At 71.9% G+C, this 18,779-nt stretch carries 14 protein-coding genes and 1 pseudogene; 4 read left to right on the forward strand and 11 right to left on the reverse strand.

Going from position 1 to position 18,779, the window contains the following annotated elements:
* The 3 genes and pseudogenes from ACIBHX_RS24715 to ACIBHX_RS24725 form a co-directional block, all read right to left on the reverse strand.
* Window positions 1–239: pseudogene (locus tag ACIBHX_RS24715) on the reverse strand (hypothetical protein); the annotation flags it as partial.
* Window positions 240–298: 59 nt separating this feature from the next.
* Window positions 299–478, reverse strand: coding sequence for a hypothetical protein (locus tag ACIBHX_RS24720; RefSeq protein WP_397069583.1), 180 nt, complete (start codon window positions 476–478; stop codon window positions 299–301).
* A gap of 93 nt (window positions 479–571) precedes the next feature.
* Complete coding sequence (locus ACIBHX_RS24725) at window positions 572–3,265, reverse strand: BTAD domain-containing putative transcriptional regulator (protein ID WP_397069584.1); 2,694 nt, start codon at window positions 3,263–3,265, stop codon at window positions 572–574.
* A 175-nt stretch (window positions 3,266–3,440) separates the two neighbouring features.
* On the opposite strand from ACIBHX_RS24725, the gene ACIBHX_RS24730 reads away from it, so the two are divergent.
* Window positions 3,441–5,882, forward strand: coding sequence for a caspase family protein (locus ACIBHX_RS24730; RefSeq protein ID WP_397069585.1), 2,442 nt, complete (start codon window positions 3,441–3,443; stop codon window positions 5,880–5,882).
* A gap of 7 nt (window positions 5,883–5,889) precedes the next feature.
* Here the strand turns inward: ACIBHX_RS24730 and ACIBHX_RS24735 are convergent, their stop codons facing one another.
* The 5 genes from ACIBHX_RS24735 to ACIBHX_RS24755 form a co-directional block, all read right to left on the reverse strand.
* Window positions 5,890–8,199, reverse strand: a complete 2,310-nt coding sequence (locus ACIBHX_RS24735) for a penicillin acylase family protein (RefSeq protein WP_397069586.1) — start codon at window positions 8,197–8,199, stop codon at window positions 5,890–5,892.
* 8 nt (window positions 8,200–8,207) lie between these two features.
* Window positions 8,208–10,421: an FtsX-like permease family protein gene (locus ACIBHX_RS24740; RefSeq protein WP_397069587.1), complete on the reverse strand. Its 2,214-nt coding sequence runs from the start codon at window positions 10,419–10,421 to the stop codon at window positions 8,208–8,210.
* Complete coding sequence (locus ACIBHX_RS24745; protein WP_397069588.1) at window positions 10,418–11,110, reverse strand: ABC transporter ATP-binding protein; 693 nt, start codon at window positions 11,108–11,110, stop codon at window positions 10,418–10,420. Before ACIBHX_RS24745 ends, ACIBHX_RS24740 begins: the two co-directional genes overlap by 4 nt.
* Window positions 11,107–11,634: a PadR family transcriptional regulator gene (locus ACIBHX_RS24750; RefSeq protein ID WP_397069589.1), complete on the reverse strand. Its 528-nt coding sequence runs from the start codon at window positions 11,632–11,634 to the stop codon at window positions 11,107–11,109. The genes ACIBHX_RS24745 and ACIBHX_RS24750 overlap by 4 nt, the downstream gene beginning before the upstream one ends.
* A gap of 80 nt (window positions 11,635–11,714) precedes the next feature.
* Complete coding sequence (locus ACIBHX_RS24755) at window positions 11,715–12,941, reverse strand: serine hydrolase domain-containing protein (protein WP_397069590.1); 1,227 nt, start codon at window positions 12,939–12,941, stop codon at window positions 11,715–11,717.
* Window positions 12,942–13,054: 113 nt separating this feature from the next.
* On the opposite strand from ACIBHX_RS24755, the gene ACIBHX_RS24760 reads away from it, so the two are divergent.
* Together ACIBHX_RS24760 and ACIBHX_RS24765 are read left to right on the forward strand one after the other, a co-directional pair.
* Window positions 13,055–14,209, forward strand: coding sequence for a histidine kinase (locus ACIBHX_RS24760; RefSeq protein WP_397069591.1), 1,155 nt, complete (start codon window positions 13,055–13,057; stop codon window positions 14,207–14,209).
* Entirely contained in the window at window positions 14,197–14,841 is a 645-nt protein-coding gene (locus ACIBHX_RS24765) for a LuxR C-terminal-related transcriptional regulator (protein WP_397069592.1), read from the forward strand. The genes ACIBHX_RS24760 and ACIBHX_RS24765 overlap by 13 nt, the downstream gene beginning before the upstream one ends.
* A gap of 15 nt (window positions 14,842–14,856) precedes the next feature.
* Here ACIBHX_RS24765 and ACIBHX_RS24770 read toward each other — a convergent pair whose 3' ends face one another.
* Together ACIBHX_RS24770 and ACIBHX_RS24775 are read right to left on the reverse strand one after the other, a co-directional pair.
* The gene (locus tag ACIBHX_RS24770) at window positions 14,857–16,230 is read right to left on the reverse strand and encodes a hypothetical protein (RefSeq protein WP_397069593.1); all 1,374 of its coding nucleotides are present in this window, start codon (window positions 16,228–16,230) and stop codon (window positions 14,857–14,859) included.
* Window positions 16,231–16,251: 21 nt separating this feature from the next.
* Entirely contained in the window at window positions 16,252–16,884 is a 633-nt protein-coding gene (locus ACIBHX_RS24775) for a TetR/AcrR family transcriptional regulator (protein WP_397069594.1), read from the reverse strand.
* Between the two features lie 183 nt (window positions 16,885–17,067).
* Here ACIBHX_RS24775 and ACIBHX_RS24780 point away from each other — a divergent pair, with 183 nt between their 5' ends.
* The gene (locus tag ACIBHX_RS24780; RefSeq protein WP_397069595.1) at window positions 17,068–18,249 is read left to right on the forward strand and encodes a hypothetical protein; all 1,182 of its coding nucleotides are present in this window, start codon (window positions 17,068–17,070) and stop codon (window positions 18,247–18,249) included.
* A gap of 9 nt (window positions 18,250–18,258) precedes the next feature.
* Here the strand turns inward: ACIBHX_RS24780 and ACIBHX_RS24785 are convergent, their stop codons facing one another.
* Window positions 18,259–18,723, reverse strand: coding sequence for a hypothetical protein (locus ACIBHX_RS24785; RefSeq protein ID WP_397069596.1), 465 nt, complete (start codon window positions 18,721–18,723; stop codon window positions 18,259–18,261).
* Between the last annotated feature and the right edge of the window lie 56 nt (window positions 18,724–18,779).

Below are 18,779 nucleotides of genomic sequence, written 5' to 3' on the forward strand. Positions count from 1 at the left end.
GTCTGGTCGGCCAGCAGCTCCCGGCTCACCCGGCTCCCGTCCACGGTCGTGACGTCGAACTCGCCGACGACCTCACCGACGGCCGGACCGGCAGGAGCGCCCATCGTGGCGACCATCTCATACAGCGCGTCCACCAGCTTCGTGTGCTCCCGCAACCGCCGCACCACACCGAGCGTCAACACCAGATCCAGCAGACACAGCACACCGACCAGAACCACGACCGCGATCAAGTAGGCCACAACACACCTCCGAGTAGAAAGGCGACCGCTGCCCGGCCGGGCAGCGGTCGAGAGTGTGATCAGGCGCAGCGCCAGTACTTCTGGCAGGAGCCGCACGAGACGTGGCCGTTCGGGTAGTAACAGCAGTACTTCGCGTAGCCATAACCGCAGCACTGCCAGTCGCAGTCGGTCGCCCTGGCTACGGTGTTCGGCGCGATCAGCTCGAGGAGCCGGTCGGCCATTCTGGTCACGACGCGCATCGAACCTTTCCTTTCGTCGTCCAGGCGGGCCGGCGCCCGCCTGGTGCACGTCGCAGCCTGCGGCAGAGGTGTGATCGGTTTCTCAACGATTTCTTAACGGCCCGCGGCGATGCGCTCGCGGACCTGCTCCGCCTGCGCGTCGCCGAGGGAGTCGAAGAACTCCGCGGCCTGCTTCCAGGCCTGGCGGGCGGCGGTGACGTCCCCTGCGCGCACGTGCGTCTCGCCCAGGCGGACCAGCGTTTCCGCGGCCGCGTGCAGGTCGTCGCAGCCGTGCAGCAGCTCCGCCGCCCGCTCGAAGCACGCCACCGCGCCCGCGAGGTCGCCCTTGAGGTCGAGCACGTACGCCACGCTGTCCCAGGCGTGCCCCTCTCCCTGGGCGTACCCGAGGCCGGCCAGGATTTGCTGTGCCTGGCGGCAGTCGGCCAGCGCCGCGTCGTACGCGCCGATCTGGGCGCGCAGCCAGCCGGCGTTGTTCAACGCCCGCGCCTCTCCCACAGCGTCGCCGGCCTGACGGAACAGCTCCAGCCCGCACAGCGCGTGGTCCAGCGCGTCGCCGGGCCGCGTCCGGCTCAGCGTCACGCTCAGGCCCAGGTGGACGTGCGCCTCCAGCATCGGTTCGCCCAGGTCCCTGTGCAGCTCGATCGCCCGCTCGAAGTGCTCGACCGCCTCGCGGTCGCGGCCGAGCCTGGCGTGGGCGCGGGCGATGCTGTTGTGGCAGCGGGCCCGGGCCAGCCGGTCGCCGAGCCGGACGGCCGCCTCGAGTGCGACCGCCTGGACCCGCACGATCTCCTCCCAGAGGCCGCGGCGCTGCATGAACTCCGCGAACGCCCACGCCAGCTGCCACGCGTGCCGGTCCAGCCCCGCCGCGGTCGCCTCGGCCAGCAGCGCCGGCAGCGCGGGCGACTCGTCGGCGTACCAGCGCAGCGCCTCTTCCTGACCGGCGAACCGCTCCACCGCCGCGCCGCGGGCCGGCGGTTCCAGCGCGAGGTCGTCACGGTGCGGGTAGCACACGCCGTTCGCGGCGCAGGCCGAGTGCAGGTAGTAGTCCAGCAGCCGGCGGGTCGCGGCCCGCCGTACCGTCAGGCTGTCGGCGGCGCGCGCCTGCTCCGACGCGTAGACCCGCAGCAGGTCGTGCAGGTGCAGGCGGCCGGGCGGGCGCAGCTCGACCAGGTTGGCGCGGCAGAGATGCGTGGACAGCTCGCGGGCGCGGGCCGGCGGCAACGCGCCCAGGCTCGCCGCGGCAGGCAGCGGCAGGTGCGGGCCCGGGTGCAGGCCGAGGCGCCGGAACAGCAGGGCCGCGGGCGCGGGCAGGTCCCGGTAGGAGCGGCCGAACACCCCGCGCAGGTCGATCGCGGGGTCGCTGCTGGCGAACGGCTGCAGATCCGCCCGCTCGAGATCGCCGGCCACCTCGGCGAGCGGCAGATCGGGGTGCTGTGCCAGCTGCGCCGCGACGATCGCCAGCGCCAGCGGCAGCCCGCCGCACCGCCGGATGATCCGCGCGGCGGCGTCCGGCTCCGCGGCCGGGCGCGACTCGCCCAGCCACGCCGTCAGGAGGCAGTGGGCGTCGTCGCCCGGCAGGACGTCCAGCCGCACCAGGTGCGCGCCCGCGGTGACCGCCAGACCGGACAGCTCGCCACGGCCGGTGACCAGCGTCAGGCAGCCGGGCGAGGCGGCCAGCAGCGGGCGGACCTGGGCGGCGTCGCGGGCGTCGTCGAGCATGACGAGAACCTTGCGGCAGGCCAGCACGCTGCGGTAGAGCCCGATCTGCGCCTCCACGCCCTCCGGCACCTGGGCGTCGGGAACCCCGAGCGCGCCGAGGAAGCGAGGCAGGACCACGGACGCGTCGACCGTGCTGAGATCGGCGTGCAACTGCCCGTCGGGGAAGCGGTCGCGGTGCAGGTGAGCCCAGTGCAGCGCCAGCGACGACTTGCCAACCCCGGGCGGCCCGGAGATCGCGCAGACCGCCGCGGCCGCCGCCCCGATCGCGGCCAGCCGCTCCAGCTCCGGAGCGCGGCCGACGAAGTGCCGCAAGCCCACCGGCAACTGAGCGGGAACCGGGCGTAAGGTCTCGGTCGCGTCGCCCGAGCGCAGCAGCATCCGGTGGACGTGCCGCAGCGACGTGCCCGGCTCGACGCCCAGCTCCTCGGCCAGCGTCCCGCGCACGCGGGCGAAATGCGCCAGCGCCTCGGCGGTCCGCCCCCACGCGTGCAGCGCCTCGATCAGCGCGGCCGCCACCAGCTCGTCCAGCGGGTACTCCTCGGCCAGCGGCGACAGCGCCGCCACCGCCGCCGCGGCGTCGCGGCCGGTCACCGTACGCGCCCAGCGCAGCAGCGTCTCCTTGCGCTCGTCGCGCAGGCGGTGCCGCACCCGCTCGGCCCACTCGCCCGGCAGCCCCGTCAGCGGATCGCCGCGCCACAGCGCCAGCGCCTCACCCAGCAGCGGCGCGGGATCCTGTACGGCTGCCGCCTGCTCGGCCAGGCCGCGGAACCGCGGCACGTCCACCGCGGACTCGTCCACGTCGAGCAGGTAGCCGCCGAGCCGCCCCACCACGGCGCCGTCGTCCGCCAGCACGTCGCGGCGGATCCGGGTGATGACCGTGTGCAGCGTGCGCCGCGCTCCCTGCGGCACCCGCTCGCCCCAGACGCGGGCCAGCAGCGACTCGACCGGCACGACCCGGCCGACCTCCCACGCGAGCGCGGCGAGGGCGAGCGCGACCTGCGGGGGCCGCACGGGCCGGGCCTGGCCCGAGCGTTCCACCTCCACGGGTCCGAGCAACCGGATCAGCACGACGGTCCACCACCTTTTGCTCCGTGGATCGTCGAGCGTAACGAGATCATGCGGGGATTTCGGCGCTCTTGCCGGATTCGTCGGCGACCGCACCGCAGCAGGATCAAGACGGGTGCGGCCTCCGGTGCGTAAAATGCGGGCGACCCTATCCCAGGTCTGCCTTGAGGCGGTCACGGTGAGTGAGACGTCCCCGTTACAGCTGCGAGTGATCGACGACTCCGCCGACTCGCAGGAGCTCGACGAGGTCACGGCTCGGCTGCGCGATGAGCTGCTCCAGCTCGATGTGCTGGTGACACCGTCCGACGCGGGTCCGGGGCCCGAGGGGTCGCGGGCCGTCCTGTCGTTCGCCGTGGGCGGGCTGGTGATCGCGCTCGCCGGGACCGAGGTGCTCGCGGCCATCGTGGAGGCCGTCACCGCGTGGCTCACCCGCAACCGGAGCCGGGCGGTCAAGCTCGACATCGACGGGGACGTGCTCGAGCTCACCGGTGTCGACTCCGGCGAGCAGCGCCGCCTGACCGAGGTGTGGTTGCGGCGGCGAGATCGAGCGCAGGCGACGCCGGCGGGCAGGCGGATCGCGCTGATCGTGGCCGGCGACCGGTATCGGGACCCGGGCCTGAGCCGGCTGCGCGCACCCGCGCTCGACGCCGAGGCCCTGGCCAGGGTGCTGGGCGACCCGGCCATCGGAGGCTTCGACGTACGGACGATGGTCAACGAGCCCACCCCAGTCATCAACGAGGCGGTGGAGGAGTTCTTCGCCGACCGCGATCCCGACGACCTGCTCCTGCTGCACTTCTCCGGGCACGGCGTCAAGGACGACAGCGGCGAGCTGTACTTCGCCACCCCCACCACCAAGCTCAACCGGCTCGGCGCGACGGCCGTGTCCGCCGAGTTCGTCAACCGGCGGATGAGCCGCAGCCGGTGCCGGCGCATCGTGTTACTGCTCGACTGCTGCTACGCGGGCGCCTTCGCGCGCGGCGCCCTCCCCAGGGCCGGGGTGGACATCCATGTCGAGGAGCAGTTCGGCGGGCGTGGCCGGGTGGTGATCACCGCGTCCAACGCCATGGAGTACGCCTTCGACGGGCCCGAACTGGCCGACGTGCGGGAGCCGTCCCCCTCGGTGTTCACCAGCGCGCTGGTGGAGGGGCTGGAGACGGGAGAGGCCGACCGCGACCAGGACGGCTACGTCGGCATCCACGAACTCTACGACTTCGTCTACGAAAGGGTGCGGGCGGTCACGCCTCATCAGACGCCCGGGAAATGGACGTACGACGTGCAGGGCGACCTGGTCATCGCACGCCGGGGCAGACCCGTGGACCGGCCCGCGCCGCTGCCGCCCGAGCTGCAGGAGGCGATCGACCACCCCCTCCCCAAGATCAGGTCCGGGGCGGTCGAGGAACTGGACCGGCTGCGGCGCAGCAGGCATGCCGGGCTCGCGCTGGCCGCGCGGCTCGCTCTGGAGGAGCTGAGCCTCGACGACAGCCGCAGCGTGTCCGCCGCGGCGGCCCGGGTGCTCGGCCCGCCGGTCCAGCCGCCGACCTCCCGCACCCCATCGGCTCCGCCCGTACCCGCGCCCGCGCCCGTACCCGTGCCCGAGCCCGAGGTCGTGCCCGAGCCCGAGGTCGAGCCCCGAGAAGCCGCTCGACCCCTCGCCGACACGCCCCCGGAGGCGCCCGGCGCGGACCCGGTTCAGGACTCGGCGCCCGCTGTCCCGGCCACCCCCGTCCAAGGCGGGCGAACGTGGTTGTCTGGGAGCCTGCGCGCGCTGGCGGTGTTCGCCGGGCTGCTGTTGATGATCGGCCCCATGGACGTGTACCACCTGGTGCCGCCGCAGCTCGCGGGTGACATCGATATCTGGCTGTGGTTCCTGGTCGCAGCCTCGCTGGCGACCGGGGTGCTGCCTGAAGGCCGTTGGCGGACGGCGAGCCTGGGTGCGTCCGCCGGCCTGGCCGCGATCCTCCTGGGCGCGTTCTCCGGCTATCTCGGCGCCATGGGAGTGTCGCGGATCTTCAACCTGAACCTGCCGACAGAGAACGTGACGATCACGGTCGTGGCCTGCGCGCTGATCCTGCTGGTCGTCCTCATGGAGACGGCGCTGGCCCAGCATGGACGCCGATGGAAGGCCGCCGGGGCGATCGGCGGGCTGCTCGCGATCGTCATGATCTTCGTCGATTTCCAGCTCTACCGGGACCTGACCGACAACCCCGGCGAGGAGGCCGGCTGGCGGTGGGTGTTCGGCACCGCCCTGCTCTTCCTCCTGCTGTTCGTGACCCGTACGATCCAGCGCCTGCGGGCAGGCGGGATGCGGCCGCCGTTCGTACTGAGCACGGTGGCCACGCTCGTCGTCGTCGTGGACATCTTCGGCGTCTACCTGTTGCCGAGTGGCTCGGACTTTCCGCAGATCCCCGTCTACGCTCCCGCCTTGCTGGTGCTGCTCCTCATGGCCGCCCAGGCGCTCGAGGACCAAGGGGTACGGCTGGCCGGGGTCCAGTTCGCCGTCATCGCGGGATTGCTGCACAACCTGGCCACGGTGTCGAGAAGCCCGGTGTTCGTGGCACTGCTCGTCGTCGCGGCGGCCTGCGCGGGGCTCGCACTCCGCGCAGGCCTGAGAACGGATTGAACCCCCGTCACCCGTGGACGGTGGTGGTGCTCAGGTGCGGGTCGGAGGCGATCTCCGACGGGGTGAACCGTTCGGTGACCCACCGGCCGCGGGAGAACAGGGTCGTCTGGTCCGTGTGGTGCGGTGAACGGGGGTTGGCGGACAGCGAGTAGGTCAGGACGGTGCGCGTTCGGGGACCTTCGGGAGTGAGCTCGACGGCCATCATGAAGCTGGAACCCGTGTCCACCTCCGGATAGCGCCCCTCCGCCCCGAGCGGGCCGCTCATGCGGACCCTGTCGAAGCAGCCCTCGCCTTCGGTGCAGCCGGGAATCGGGATCGACTGGTAGCGCTGTGCCTGGCCCGGAGTGAGCGTCAGGGGGATGCGGTTGGTCCGGAAGTACTGCACGGCGTCGGCCAGGGCCTGCCGTACAACCGGATCGCCGCTCTTGAGGCCCCGCGGGGTGGTCAGCGGGTGCGCGGGATCGAACGGCACCCGCCAGGGGCTGAAGACGGGATCGCCCGGCCTGGTGGGGCCCAGGCGGTCGAAGAACTCGCGCCACAGGACGGCCCCCTGCCCGTCCAGGGTGGCACGCCCGTCCCACTTCCTCAGCGTCCCGCAGGCCTCGCGCACGTCCACCCGCTCACCGCCGGACGCGGTCAGGCCAGGGCCGGTACGGCACAGCCGCAGCAGGTCCCGGCGCATCAGCTCGAAGGTGTGGTTCCGCTTGGCCTGCGCGGTGGCCTGCAGCGTCTCCAGGGTGAAGCCGGGATCGCCGAGCCCGTCGGTCCCGGACAGCCGCTGGGCGATCATGTCCAGGCTGACGCGGGGGCGCGGCTCCAGCTCGGTGCGCGCCTGGCCCCACACACGCGGGTAGCCGGTCAGCGGCGCCGACGGGTTCGTCATCCAGGCGGTGTTGTTGGAGTTGGCCACGTAGTCGGCGCGGGTCAGCCTCGGCTGGGCCGCCGGCCCGAAGATGCCGGGCACGACCGCGTCGCGGTCCCTGCCCCACAGGCACGCCGAGGTCGAGCCGTCCAGGACGTACGCCTCCAGGCCGGGAAGGGGCGAGGGCTTGGCACAGCGCTTCGCCTGGGCGTCGGTGACGTGGGGGACCATCGAGGTGTCGGCGAAGTAGGCGGTCCCGCCCGCGTCGGTGGCGAGCGTGTGGACGAACGGCATGCCCTGATGGGCGTTCTGGGCCGCGCGCAGCTCGGTGAGGTCGCGCGCCCTGGCCATCGCCAGCCACTCGTCGGCCGCGCGCAGGTTGGCGGCGTTGACGTCGGCCAGCGCGTAGGCGACCTTGTTGCTGTGCCCGGCCGCCAGCACCGGCCCGTAGCGCGAGGTGTAGAGCGTGCGGTCCGCGACGGTGCCGTCCTGCAGGGCGACCTGCACCTCCTGACGGCCCATCGGCTCGACCCGGCCGTCCACCAGATAGCCGGTACGGTCACCCGCGGCGAGCTCCAGCTGGTAGAGGCTGACGCGCTGCGCGTGGGACACGGTGTGGGTCCAGGCCACGGCCGCGTTGTGACCGATCTGGACGACCGGCGTGCCGTACAGGCTGGCGCCGGAGACGTCGAGCACGCCCGGGATGGTGAGCTGCACCTGGTAGAAGCGGCGGATCCCGTTCCACGGGAAGTGCGGGTCGGCCAGCAGCATGCCGTGCCCGTCGCGGGTCGCCCGGCGGCCGAGCGCCCAGGCGTTGCTGCCGGCTGCGGGCCTGCGCTGCGGGCCCTCGGCGCCGGCCTCGCCGACGATGTGCTCCTTGAACTGGGAACTGCCGACCATGCGGTCGAGGTCGAGGAGGTTGTTCCAGATGTCGGTGGCGGTGATCGGGCCGACCCAGGCCTTGCCCCGGCAGGTGGGATCCGGCAGGTTCGCCGCCCCGGTCTCCTCCAGGTAGCGGTTGTACCCGGCGGCGTAGCCGTCCACGAGGCGGCGCAGCTCGTCGCCCGGGCCCAGCGGCGGCGGCTGGGCCAGCAGCCGCCGCACGACGCCGGAGTCGGCGACGCTCTTGTAGTAGACGTCGCTGACCAGGTTGGCGACCGAGCGGACCGGGTCGTCGGACTGCGCCTGAGGGCCGAAGTACCTGGATCGCTCGCCCCGCAGCGTCACCACCCAGGAGGCCAGCACGCACAGGTCGTCCTGCGCGAAGGCGTAGCCGTAGCCGAACCCGAGCCCGCCGTAGTCCTTGGCGGACACGTGCGGCAGGCCGTACTCGGTGCGCCGGATCTGGGCGGAGTAGCGGCCGTCGTCCGCCAGGGACGGCCCGGTGGTGCGGACCGCCACCACGATGGAGGCGACCACGGCCAGCGCGATCACCGCCGCCAGCTTGAACTTCATCGCGACTCCTATTCGAAACGCGCGTTGTCGGGTGCGGTCATGCGCCTGAGCAGCGGCAGGGTCGTGAGGATCACCAGCAGGGAGGCGGCCAGGCCACCGCCGACCGCCGCGAAGTAGACCGGCCCGGGCATCGCCAGGGAGGCGCCCTTCATCGCGAGCTGGTCGATGACCGGCTCGGCCACGCCGAAGCCGGCGCCGGCGGCGAGCACGGCGGCCAGCAACAGCGGCAGCGCCGACTCCAGCAGCACCACCGCGGCCAGGGTGCGCGTGGGCGTGCCCGCCAGCCGCAGCAGGGTGAACGGCTGCCTGCGCTCCACCAGCCCGCCGCCGACCGCGACGACGAGGCTGCAGCCGCCGGCGACCAGGGTGAGCGCGACCATCGCCAGCGCCACGCTTTCCGCCTGCATGTACAGGTCCGCTCTGACCGCAGCGATCTCGGCGAAGGTCATCGGCGCCTCGGCGGTGTAATCGGACAGCAAGGTCCGCAGCCGCTCCAGCGACGCCGTGTCGCCCGTGCGGATCAAGACGGCCATCAGGTCGAGGCCGGTGGCCGAGGCGGACTGGCTGGCGGGTCCCGCCAGCGGGATGAGCTTGTCGATGGTGAGGGGGTTGTCGGCACCGACAACCCGATCGAAACGGCCCAGCACGGCCTGCGCGCCCGCGGGGCACCGGCCGAGCACGGGGAAGCGGGCCAGGGCCGAGCACTCCACGACGGAGGTCGCGGGCGGCGGCCCGTCCGGCGTCGGGCGGAGGTTCTCCAGGTCGGCCCTGGCGTAGATCGGCAGCACGTCCACCCCGGGATGGGCGCGCAGCCGGGCGAGCAGATCTGCCCCCGCCCGCGGCGACAGGCCCGGGATCCCCGGCCGGAAGAGCGAGGCGCCCAGCACGTCGTTGAGCGCGCCGCCGGCCACCGCCTGCTGCCCGGTGACCACCGCGGGAACGAGGGCCGCGATCGTCGTGCCGATGAACACCGCCAGCACCAGCCCGCTCACCGACCTGAAGGCGGACTTCGGGTCGGCGGCCAGGCGCTGCGCCGCCAGCAGCGTCGCCGCGCCGCGGGTCAGCCGGGCGGTCAGGCGCGCGGCCAGCATCGTCAGCCACGGCCCCACCAGCACCAGCCCGACCATGATGAGCGCGATCGCCGCGTCGGCCCACAGGGCCTCGGGCTTGCCGTTGCGGAACGCCGGGCCCGCGAACAGCCCCAGCCCGGCCAGCAGCGGGACCACCCGCCAGGCTCGCGGCGGCGGCGGGACCGCCTTCCTGGCCACGCCGAGCGGCGAGATCCGTACCCGGCGCAGCGACCACAGGGCCGCGCAGGCCGCCGCGAGTGGGACGCAGGCGAGCACGGCCGCGTACTGCCAGGGGCCCGGGACGGCGGTGTCGGGGAAGAAGCGCGCACCGGTGATCCGTATCCCGGCGACGGCCGGCCGTACCAGCTGGAAGACAGCGACGCCGGCCAGGGCGCCGAGCAGCGCGCCGAGTGCGGCGTCCACCGCGGCGAGCACGTTGACCTGCCGGGAGGTGGCGCCGACCAGCCTGATCGCGGCGAAGCGCGTCTCGCGGCGGGCGGCGGCCAGCCGGGTGGCGGTGCCCACCAGCACCAGCAGCGGGACGATCAGTCCGATGGCGGCGATGCCGAACCCGAACCGGTAGACGTCCGTGCTCTCGTCGACCGCGGGCGCGGTGTCGACGGTGTCGACCTGCCGGGTGCCGATCATGGCGGCCACCTCCACCGGCGTCCGTCCCACCACGACGGCGAGCTCGTCGGGGCCGGACAGCGCGGCCTGGCCGATCAGGCCGGCGCGCGTCCCGGGGAAGCGGTCGGCGAGCTGTTCGCGCGGCGCCGAGTCGAGCAGCCTGGCCAGGGCGGGGGAGGCGTAGTACTGGCCGGGGCCGGGCATGCGGGACAGGCCGGGGATGACCGGCGCCCGGTCGCCGAGCGCGGCCGCGTCCAGCCTCTTGATCGTCTGGCCGGCGTAGTAGTCCTCGCGCAGGTTCCACAGCGCGCCGTCGGCGGTGGCGTCCAGGGCCCAGCCGCTGGGCGCCGTGCCGCGCGTGCACTCCCAGCAGGGGCGGCCGTCGGCAGCCTGGTAGGCGTTGAAGAGCGACAGCGTGGCCAGCAGCACTGCGACGCCCACCGCCACCCCGGCCACGATCAGCGCCAGCCGGGCCGCCGTCTCCCTGCCGCTGCGCAGCGACAACCGCAGACCCAGCAGGATCATCTGACGATCCCGCCGGCGTACGGGTCGGTCACCCTGCCGTCGCGCACCACGATCTCCCGGTCGGCGCAGGCGGCCACCCGGGCGTCGTGCGTCACCACGATCACGGTGGCGCCTTCCTCGCGGGCCAGGCCGACCAGCAGGTCCATCACGTGCTCGCCGGTGAGCGAGTCGAGCGCGCCGGTCGGCTCGTCAGCGAAGACGACCCGCGGCCGCGTCACCAGCGCCCTGGCGATCGCCACCCGCTGCGCCTGCCCGCCCGACAGCTCCCCGGTACGGCGGGCGTCCAGGCCGGCCAGCTCCAGCCGCTCCAGCCAGGAGGCCGCCCGCGCGTAGGCCTCCTTGCGCCTGGTACGGCCGAGCAGCAGCGGAAGCGCCACGTTGTCGGCCACCGTCAGCTCGGGCACCAGCTGGCCGAACTGGAAGACGAAGCCGAAGGCGGTGCGCCGCAGCTCGCTGCGGCGGCCGTCGTCCAGCGTGTCCAGGCGCCGGCCGTCGAACCACACCTCGCCGCTGTCCGGGGTGAAGATCCCGGCCAGGCAGTGCAGCAGCGTCGACTTGCCCGAACCGCTGGGCCCCATGATGGCCAGCACCTCGCCCGCGGTCACCGACACTTCGGCCTCCCGCAGCGCGGGCGTGCTGCCGAAGGAGCGGCTGACCCCCTCGGCCCGCAGCAGAGCGTCGACGATCATCGGCCGCGCACCTCCTCCGCCAGTGCCCCAAGCCGGGTCTGGGTGACGTCGATCCACCGCAGGTCGGCCTCCAGGCGGAACAGGGCATGGTCGGCGAGGAGCACGTCGATCAGCGCGCCCTCGCGCCTGATGTCGGTCAGCTCCCGCATCCGCCGCAGATGCGCCGCCCGCTGGGAGTCCAGGTAGCCGGCCGCGTCGCGGCCCAGCATCAGCGCCAGCACGACCTTGGTGAACAGCACCGTCTGCAGGTACGGCTCGGCCGCGACGGGCTCGGCCAGCCACTCCTCGACCTCGCCCTGGCCGATCGGGGTGATGGCGTAACGCTTGCGGTCCGGCCCGTCGCCGGGCTCGCTCTGCCCGGCGGTCACCTTGCCGTCCCTGGCCAGGCGGGCGAGCGTGGAGTACACCTGGCCGAAGGGCAGGGCCTTGCCCCCGCCGAAGTAGGTGTCGTAGTCGCGCTTCAGGTCGTAGCCGTGACTCGGCTCCCGCTCCAGCAGGCCGAGCAGCGCAAGGGGAACGCTCATGATCGGAGACTATACTCTGAGAGTATATTCGCCGCGTATAAAGAGCCTCAGCTCTGCCTGAGCGTCAACAGTGGAGAATCTCAACGCCGCGTGTGGCCGGCGTCCGGGGTCGTGCACAGCGCGTCGTCGACCAGCTTGCTCTCGGCCTGTGCCACGCGTAGTACGTCGTCCGGTGAATCGGCGACCACGCCCGTCAACGAGACCGTGACGCTGCGCCGGCCGTCGGCGGTGACGCCGACGGCGCTGATCCAGCCAGAATCGCCGCCCTCGTGGCCCCAGTACGTGCCGCCGCACGACAGTGGGCGTGAGAACAGCCCCAGCCCGTCACGGGCGCCCGGCATGAGCGGTTCGAACCTCTTACTGATGGGAATGGTGTGTTTCATCTGCGCCAGCTGCGCCGGGGGCAGGAGCCGGCCGGCGAGCAGGGCGCGGAAGAATCGGTTGAGATCGGCGGTGGTGGAGACGAGTCCGGCCTCTCCATTGCTGACCAGGCTGACCTGCTTGGTGACGTCCACGAGTGGTTCGCCGGGCTGGAACCTTTGGTAGCTCCTGGCGTGTGGCTGGGGCAGCGTGGGTGAAGTACCCGGCCAGAAGGTGTGCTTGAGGCCGAGCGGCCGGACGATCCGATCCCGCACCTCCTCATGCCAGGGGTGCCCGGTGACCCGATGGATGATCATGCCGAGAAGGGCGTAGCCGGTGTTGCTGTAACTCCACTCCTTGCCGGGCTGGAAGTCCGGCTTGTGGCGCATCGCCCGGGCGACGGTCTGCTCGGCTGTGTAGGTGTCGTATCGGTGCTGGTGGAAGTCCTTCGCCGAGGTGTAGTCGGGGTAGTCGTCGTGGATGCCGCTGGTGTGCTGGAGCAGTTGGCGGATGGTGATCGCGCGGCCGTCGTTGCCGTTTCCTGACACCACACCGGGCAGCCATCGCTCAACCGTGTCGTCCAGAGAGAGCTTGCCGTCGCCGGCCAACCGCAGGATCACGGTGGCTACGAACGCCTTGGTGACGCTGGCGATCCGGAAGTAGCCGTTCCGGGGGACCGGCCGCCTGGTGGTCACGTCGGCGACGCCGCTGGTGGCGGTCAGGTTCCGGCCATCAGAGGTGATCAAGCGGGCCTGGACGCCCGTCACGCCGAGTGCGGTGATCGCGGCGGCGTCGCGCCGAAGCTGGGCCTGGTCGCCGTGCCGGCCGGCGGCGCTCGCCTCGGGCACGCCGGTAGACAGGGTGCCAACCACGATGGCGGCCAGGGCCAGGTTCCATCGGATGGATCGGCCGCGCCGCCGCGGTGAATGAATCGGTGAACTCGTCATGGGCGTTGACGCTAGGTCTGGCGGGGGGAAGCGGACGATACAGCTCACCAGTGGAAAAAAGGGGTAGTGGACTGTAGTGCCAGGTTCGGTCGCCATGGCTCAGACTTGTGCGGATGAACCACCATGGGGCCAGCCGGCTTTCGGCGATGTGGCGCGGTCTGGGCTATCTGCTGGGAAGCCTGTTCACCGCCGCGGTCGCCCTGTTCGCGCTGCCCGTACTCATCGTCCCGATGATGGCTCGCGCCTGGGCGTCCTGGCATCGTCGCCGCGCCGACCGGTTGCTGCTTTCTCCGCCCTCTGGTCCCGTCCTCGTCGGTACGTGGCGTGTTCTCGGGTGGCTGTGCACGTTCATCGTGACGAGTCTGGCGTTCGGGGTCGTCGTGGTGGTGTGCGCGGGCAACGCGGTGGCCACGGCCGTCACGGTGCCCTTGTGGTGGGCGTTGCCCGCCGGCACTCGCGCCGGCGGTTTCGCCGCCGGTGTTCCGCTGACCGGGTGGGGCACGGCGCTGACCCTGGGGACCGTACAAATCATCATCTTCGCGGCGCTGACCTACTGGCTGGTTCCACTGCTGGCGCGCCTGCACGCCCGGATCTGTGTCGCGTTGCTGTCCCCCTCGGCTGCGGAGCGGTTGGCGGAGCGTGTGGAGACGCTGACCGAGACGCGGGCCGGCGCCATGAACGCGCACGGCGCGGAACTCCGCCGGATCGAACGTGACCTGCACGACGGCACCCAGGCCCGGCTGGTGGCCATCGCGATGCGGCTGGGCGCGGCCCGTGAGTCGCTGGGCGAGGACCCCCAGATGGTGGACAGACTCCTGAGGGAAGCGCATGAGGGTACCGAGGAGGCCATGACCGAACTCCGCGCAGTGATCCGGACGATCTACCCGCCGATCCTCGCCGACCGCGGCCTCGCCGGAGCGCTGGCGGCGCTGGGAACCCGATCGGCCATCGACACCAGGCTTGACATCGGCGTCCTCGGGACGATTCCCGCCGCGGTCGAGGCCGTGGCCTACTTCACCATCGCCGAGACGCTCACCAACGCCGCCAAGCACAGCCAGGCCACCCGGACCGCCGTCCGCGTCGCGCACGACGATGACCGGCTGGCGATCGAGGTCACCGACGACGGGATCGGTGGCGCCGACGAGACACTGGGCACCGGCATCGCCGGAATCCGCCACCGCGTCCGAGCGCTCGACGGCACCATCCACATCCACAGCCCCACCGGCGGCCCGACCACGATCACTGTGAGCCTGCCATGCGCGTCGTGATCGCCGAGGACAACGTCCTGCTGTCCAGTGGACTGGAACTCCTGCTGACCACGAAGGGCTTCCACGTAGCCGCGATCACCCAGGACGCCCCCGGCTTCATCGCCGCCGTCACCGAACACCGGCCGGACATCACCATCGTCGACGTACGGCTACCGCCGACCTTCCGCGACGAGGGAATCCACGCCGCCCTCGACGCCCGCCGCCGGCACCCCGGCCTGCCCGTGCTCGTCCTCTCCCAGTACGTCGAGCAGCAGTACGCCGGCGAACTGATCTCCGATGGACGCGGCGGCGTCGGCTACCTCCTCAAGGACCGGGTGAGCCGGGTGAGCGAGTTCATCGACGCCCTGCGGCGGGTCGCGGCCGGCGGCACCGTCATGGACCCCGAGGTGATCGCACAACTCCTCACCCGGCACGCCCACGACCCGATCGCCGCCCTCACAGCACGCGAACGCGAAGTGCTCGCCCTGATGGCCGAGGGAAAGGACAACGCCACGATCGCGGCCCGGCTCGTCATCACCGAGAACGCCGTCCACAAGCACATCGGCAACATCTTCGCCAAGCTCGGCCTCTCGCCGGCCGACAGCGGCCACCGCCGCGTCCTCGCCGTCCTCACCTACCTCAACAGCCAGTAGAGGACTCGGAGTAACTCACGCCCTGGCCAGCGGGATGATCCTGCGGAACTTGCCGCCGGGCGACTGCTGCGGTGCCTCCTCGGCGCGCTCGAGAGTGATGTCGGTGACCTTGTGCTCGGTGAGCAGGTGGGTGATCTCCGCCCGCACCGTCTGCCACACGCGGTCGGCGTCGGCGCCGTTCGCGGGCTGCAGGCGCACGCGCAGCGTGGCGGGCGCGGTCTGGACGAGCTGGAACCGCTCGACGCCGGGGGCCCGGTCGAGCAGGGTGCCGAACAGCATGGGCGAGATGCCGACGTCCTCGCCGCCGCCCGTGGGGAAGGTGAGCAGGTCGGCCGCGCGGCCCTGCACACGGATGGCGGGAAGGAGGCTGCCGCACGGGCAGGGGTCGGGGCGGAGCACGACGCTGTCGCCGAGGTCGTAGCGCAGGATCGGCTGGACCCGGTTGGCGAGGTTGCTCACCAGGACGGTGTGCGACGGTTCGCCCGGCGGGACGGGCCGGTGGTCGGCGTCGACCGGCTCGGCCACGGCCCAGTCGCTGTTGACGTGGTACCAGCCGTGCGCGCAGCCGAAGCTGAGGAAGCCGCATTCCGTGGCGGCGTAGGCGGCCCGGACGTTGGCACCGAACGCGGTGGTGATCAGCTCCAGGGACTCCGGGGTCGCCGTCTCGCCGCCGGCGATGACCATCGCCGGGTGGATGTGCAGGCGTCCGGCTTCCTGCTCGCGTGCCAGCAGCGTGAGCATGCTGAGGAAGCCGGTGAGGCTGGCGGGCTTGTACCGGTTGAGCTCGGCGACCAGGTCGGGCAGCGGCTGGTTGATCGAGAAGACGCGAAGTATCCGGCCGGTGAGGGGCCTTTCCCTGCGGAACCAGGCCGCCGAGGCGACCGTGGAGAAGTGGCCGCCGGGGGCGGTGACGATCGCGGTACGGCCGGCGTGAGTGAGGACGCGGATGACATCGCCGGCTCCCAGGCCGCCGCCGGCGCGCGACCCGATGGCGCTGTGCACGGCCATGGCCCGCTCATCCAGAATGAAGAGGCCGCGCAGACCGCTGGTTCCCGAGGTCGTCGCGACCATGTACCGGCCCAGGAACCGGTGCCCCACGAGGTCGGGATCGGCCACGAACGCCTGGACCCGCTCCTCTGTCACCTCGCGGTCGGTGACCCAGTCGTCGAAGCGGGACATCAGCAGCTTCTTGTCGGTGACCGGGAGCAATGCCGGGTCGTCCACGTTGTCCGGCAGGTCCCGGTACAGCTCGCGGTAGTACGGCGAACGGGCGCGTGCGTAGGTCACGATCTCCGCCAGGCGGGCGCGCTGCCGCTGCGCGATCGCCTCAGGGCCTTCCCGCACGGCACGTCGTGCGTCGCGGGCGATCTCTCGGTAGCTGTCCCCCATGGTGGGCGGGTTCCTTTCTGGTCAAGAGCTTTCCTCGGTGGCCTGCCGTACGGAGAGCAGGCCGTGCATGGCGATGTCGAGGCCGCGCCGGGAGGCCTGCCACATCTCGTCCTGCGACCGGCCGAGCTGGACGCTGGCCAGGGTCGCCTGCTGGATGGCGCCGATCAGGGCCCCGGTCATCGCGGCCGCGGTGATCGGGTCGAGCCGGCCGGCGAACGCCTTCAGTAGCTCGCCGGCGATCCGCTGCTGCGCCTCCATCAGCAGGTACAGACCCTTGGCCTGAAGCGCAGGCGTGGTCATGAACAGCCGCGCGGTCGCCGACAGCTCCTCGGGTTCCCTGGCGGGGACCTTGGGCCGGCGATAGGCGGCGTATTCCTGGACCATCCTGCCCAGCACCTCGCCAGGGCTTTCGTCCGGCCGGCGCTCCGCGATCGCCTCGAGCAGCACGTCGAAGTTGCGCTCGGCGTCGACGAACAGGACGTCGTCCTTGCTGCGGAAGTAGTTGGAGAACGTCTTGGGATCGACGTCCGCCGCCGCCGCGATCTGCCCGATCGTGGTCTGTTCGTAGCCCTGCTCCTCGAACAGCCTGATCGCCGCCATGACGATCCGCTGACTGGTCAGGCGCTTCTTCCGCTCACGCCGCGACTCCTGCATGGTCCAAATATACGCACATAAGAATTTTCCCGACAACCGGAAAATTTCACTGAATGAAGTGATGTGTGGGTTGGCGCACTGTTCATCCCCTGGTCACCTCGTGGGCGGCGGAGCATGGTCTGGGCTGATCTTGGGCCGGGTAACTTGTCGCGGCCGAGGCGAGACGAGACACGGGGGATAGGCGTGGCCGACAGACCGCTGCAGACGAACGCGAAGCACCTGGCGAGGTTGTCGGTCGGCATGGATCTGGTGTCCGAGCGGCTCACGGACCTCAAGAGGCTGATCGGCCAGCACGGTCGGCTGCCCTCCATGGCGCTGGGCGTGGTGGGGGCGCCCGCCTGTGCCCGCTACAACGGTCGTTGCGACGCCGCCGACGCCGCGATGGACTCCCTGTGCAGGTCGGCCGCGACGATCGCCGAGACGCTGAGGGGCACCGCGGTGGCCTACGTCTCCGCCGAGTCCGCCAACCTCGGCGTGGTCGCGAGCACCGGAGAATCCGGCGGGGTCCTGGCCGAAGGCGCGGTCACGGGGATGTTCTCCGCGACCTGGCTGAGCCGGTACGGGTTGCACTACGCGGCGCAGAGAAACCTGGCCGCGTCGCGCGCTGCCGGACGATCCGTGAGTGCCGAGGTCGACACGGCCCTCGAACAGGCCACGAAGGTGTGGGCCGGCGACAGGGACCTGGAGCTCTTCCAGCGATGGGCGTCTCCCGAGGAGGCCGTCCTCGCCGAGTCCAGGTACAACGACTTCGGCCGCGACATGGACCGGGCCGTGGCCGCCACCCTCGAGAAGCAGATTGCCGCCGAGGACGAGATCTCCAGGCTCGCCATGCTGAGCCAGCGGACCGACGAGATCCTGCGGATGACCAGGTCGTTCAATATCGCCGCCACCGCCGCGTCCATCCTGTGGACCGCCAATGCCGTGATCATGTCGGACGACCTGATCGACAACGCGATCGGCATCTGGTACGGCATGGCCGCCGCGACGCGGACGATCTTCCAGGAGTGGATGCCTGCGATCCGCGAAGCCCTGTTCCCCGACTGGGTGGGGGACGCGAGCACGGCGGCCCAGAAGCGGTTCGCCGCGTTCGTCGACGACGGGATGGCGTTCGCGAACCGCGCCGAGCACATCGCGTCGTCGCTGCACACCGTCATCCGGCGGCTCGATCAGGTCTACTGGGCCGCGTTCGCGTTCTCCCTGGCGCAGTTCGGCGCCATGGCCGCTTTCGCGGCGGTCGCCTGGTTCAATCCCGGCGCGGCGGCGGTGCTGCGCTACCTGGGCATGATGCTGCGCGTCTCGGTGACCGTCGCCATCAACGCGATCATCGCAGTCCTCGGCGGCCTGCTGGCCTGGGCCGAAGCCTGACTCGACGGCCTACTGCCGGTCGGCGTCCAGGCGCATGAAGGTGGCGCCGGTCATGGCCGCGCGGGCGCCGAGGACGTGCCCGTCGCACATCAGAGTCTCGGTCCCCACGGAGTCGGTCACCTTCCATGTCACCGGCTCGCGGCACTTCTGGCCGCGCCGGTCGTAGTCCCAGGTGCGGCCGCACACCCGGCAGGTGGTCACGTTGGCCTTGGAGGACAGCGTGTTGCCGTGCTCGGGACAGACGCCCCACGGGAACCCGCATTCCTGCAGGGCGCGGAACGCGGCCAGGTCCCCGGCCGCGCGCTGCAGGTCCTCGCCTGCCCGCTTCAGCCATTCCGCCGCTTGGTGCGCCGCCTGGAGCTGGGCGCGCTCGGGCGATTCCGCGGGCACACCGGCGTACAAGGCACGGACTTCGGCACAGAGCGCCTCGGCGCGACCGGCCAGGTCGCGCAGCTGGGCGGGAGTGATGCTCATCGCTGAGATTCTTCCTCGTTTACGCGCCCGGCGCGCAGAACAGCGCCCGACGGCTC

It is taken from the genome of Nonomuraea sp. NPDC050536 (genome assembly GCF_044457685.1).
Taxonomy (GTDB): domain Bacteria; phylum Actinomycetota; class Actinomycetes; order Streptosporangiales; family Streptosporangiaceae; genus Nonomuraea.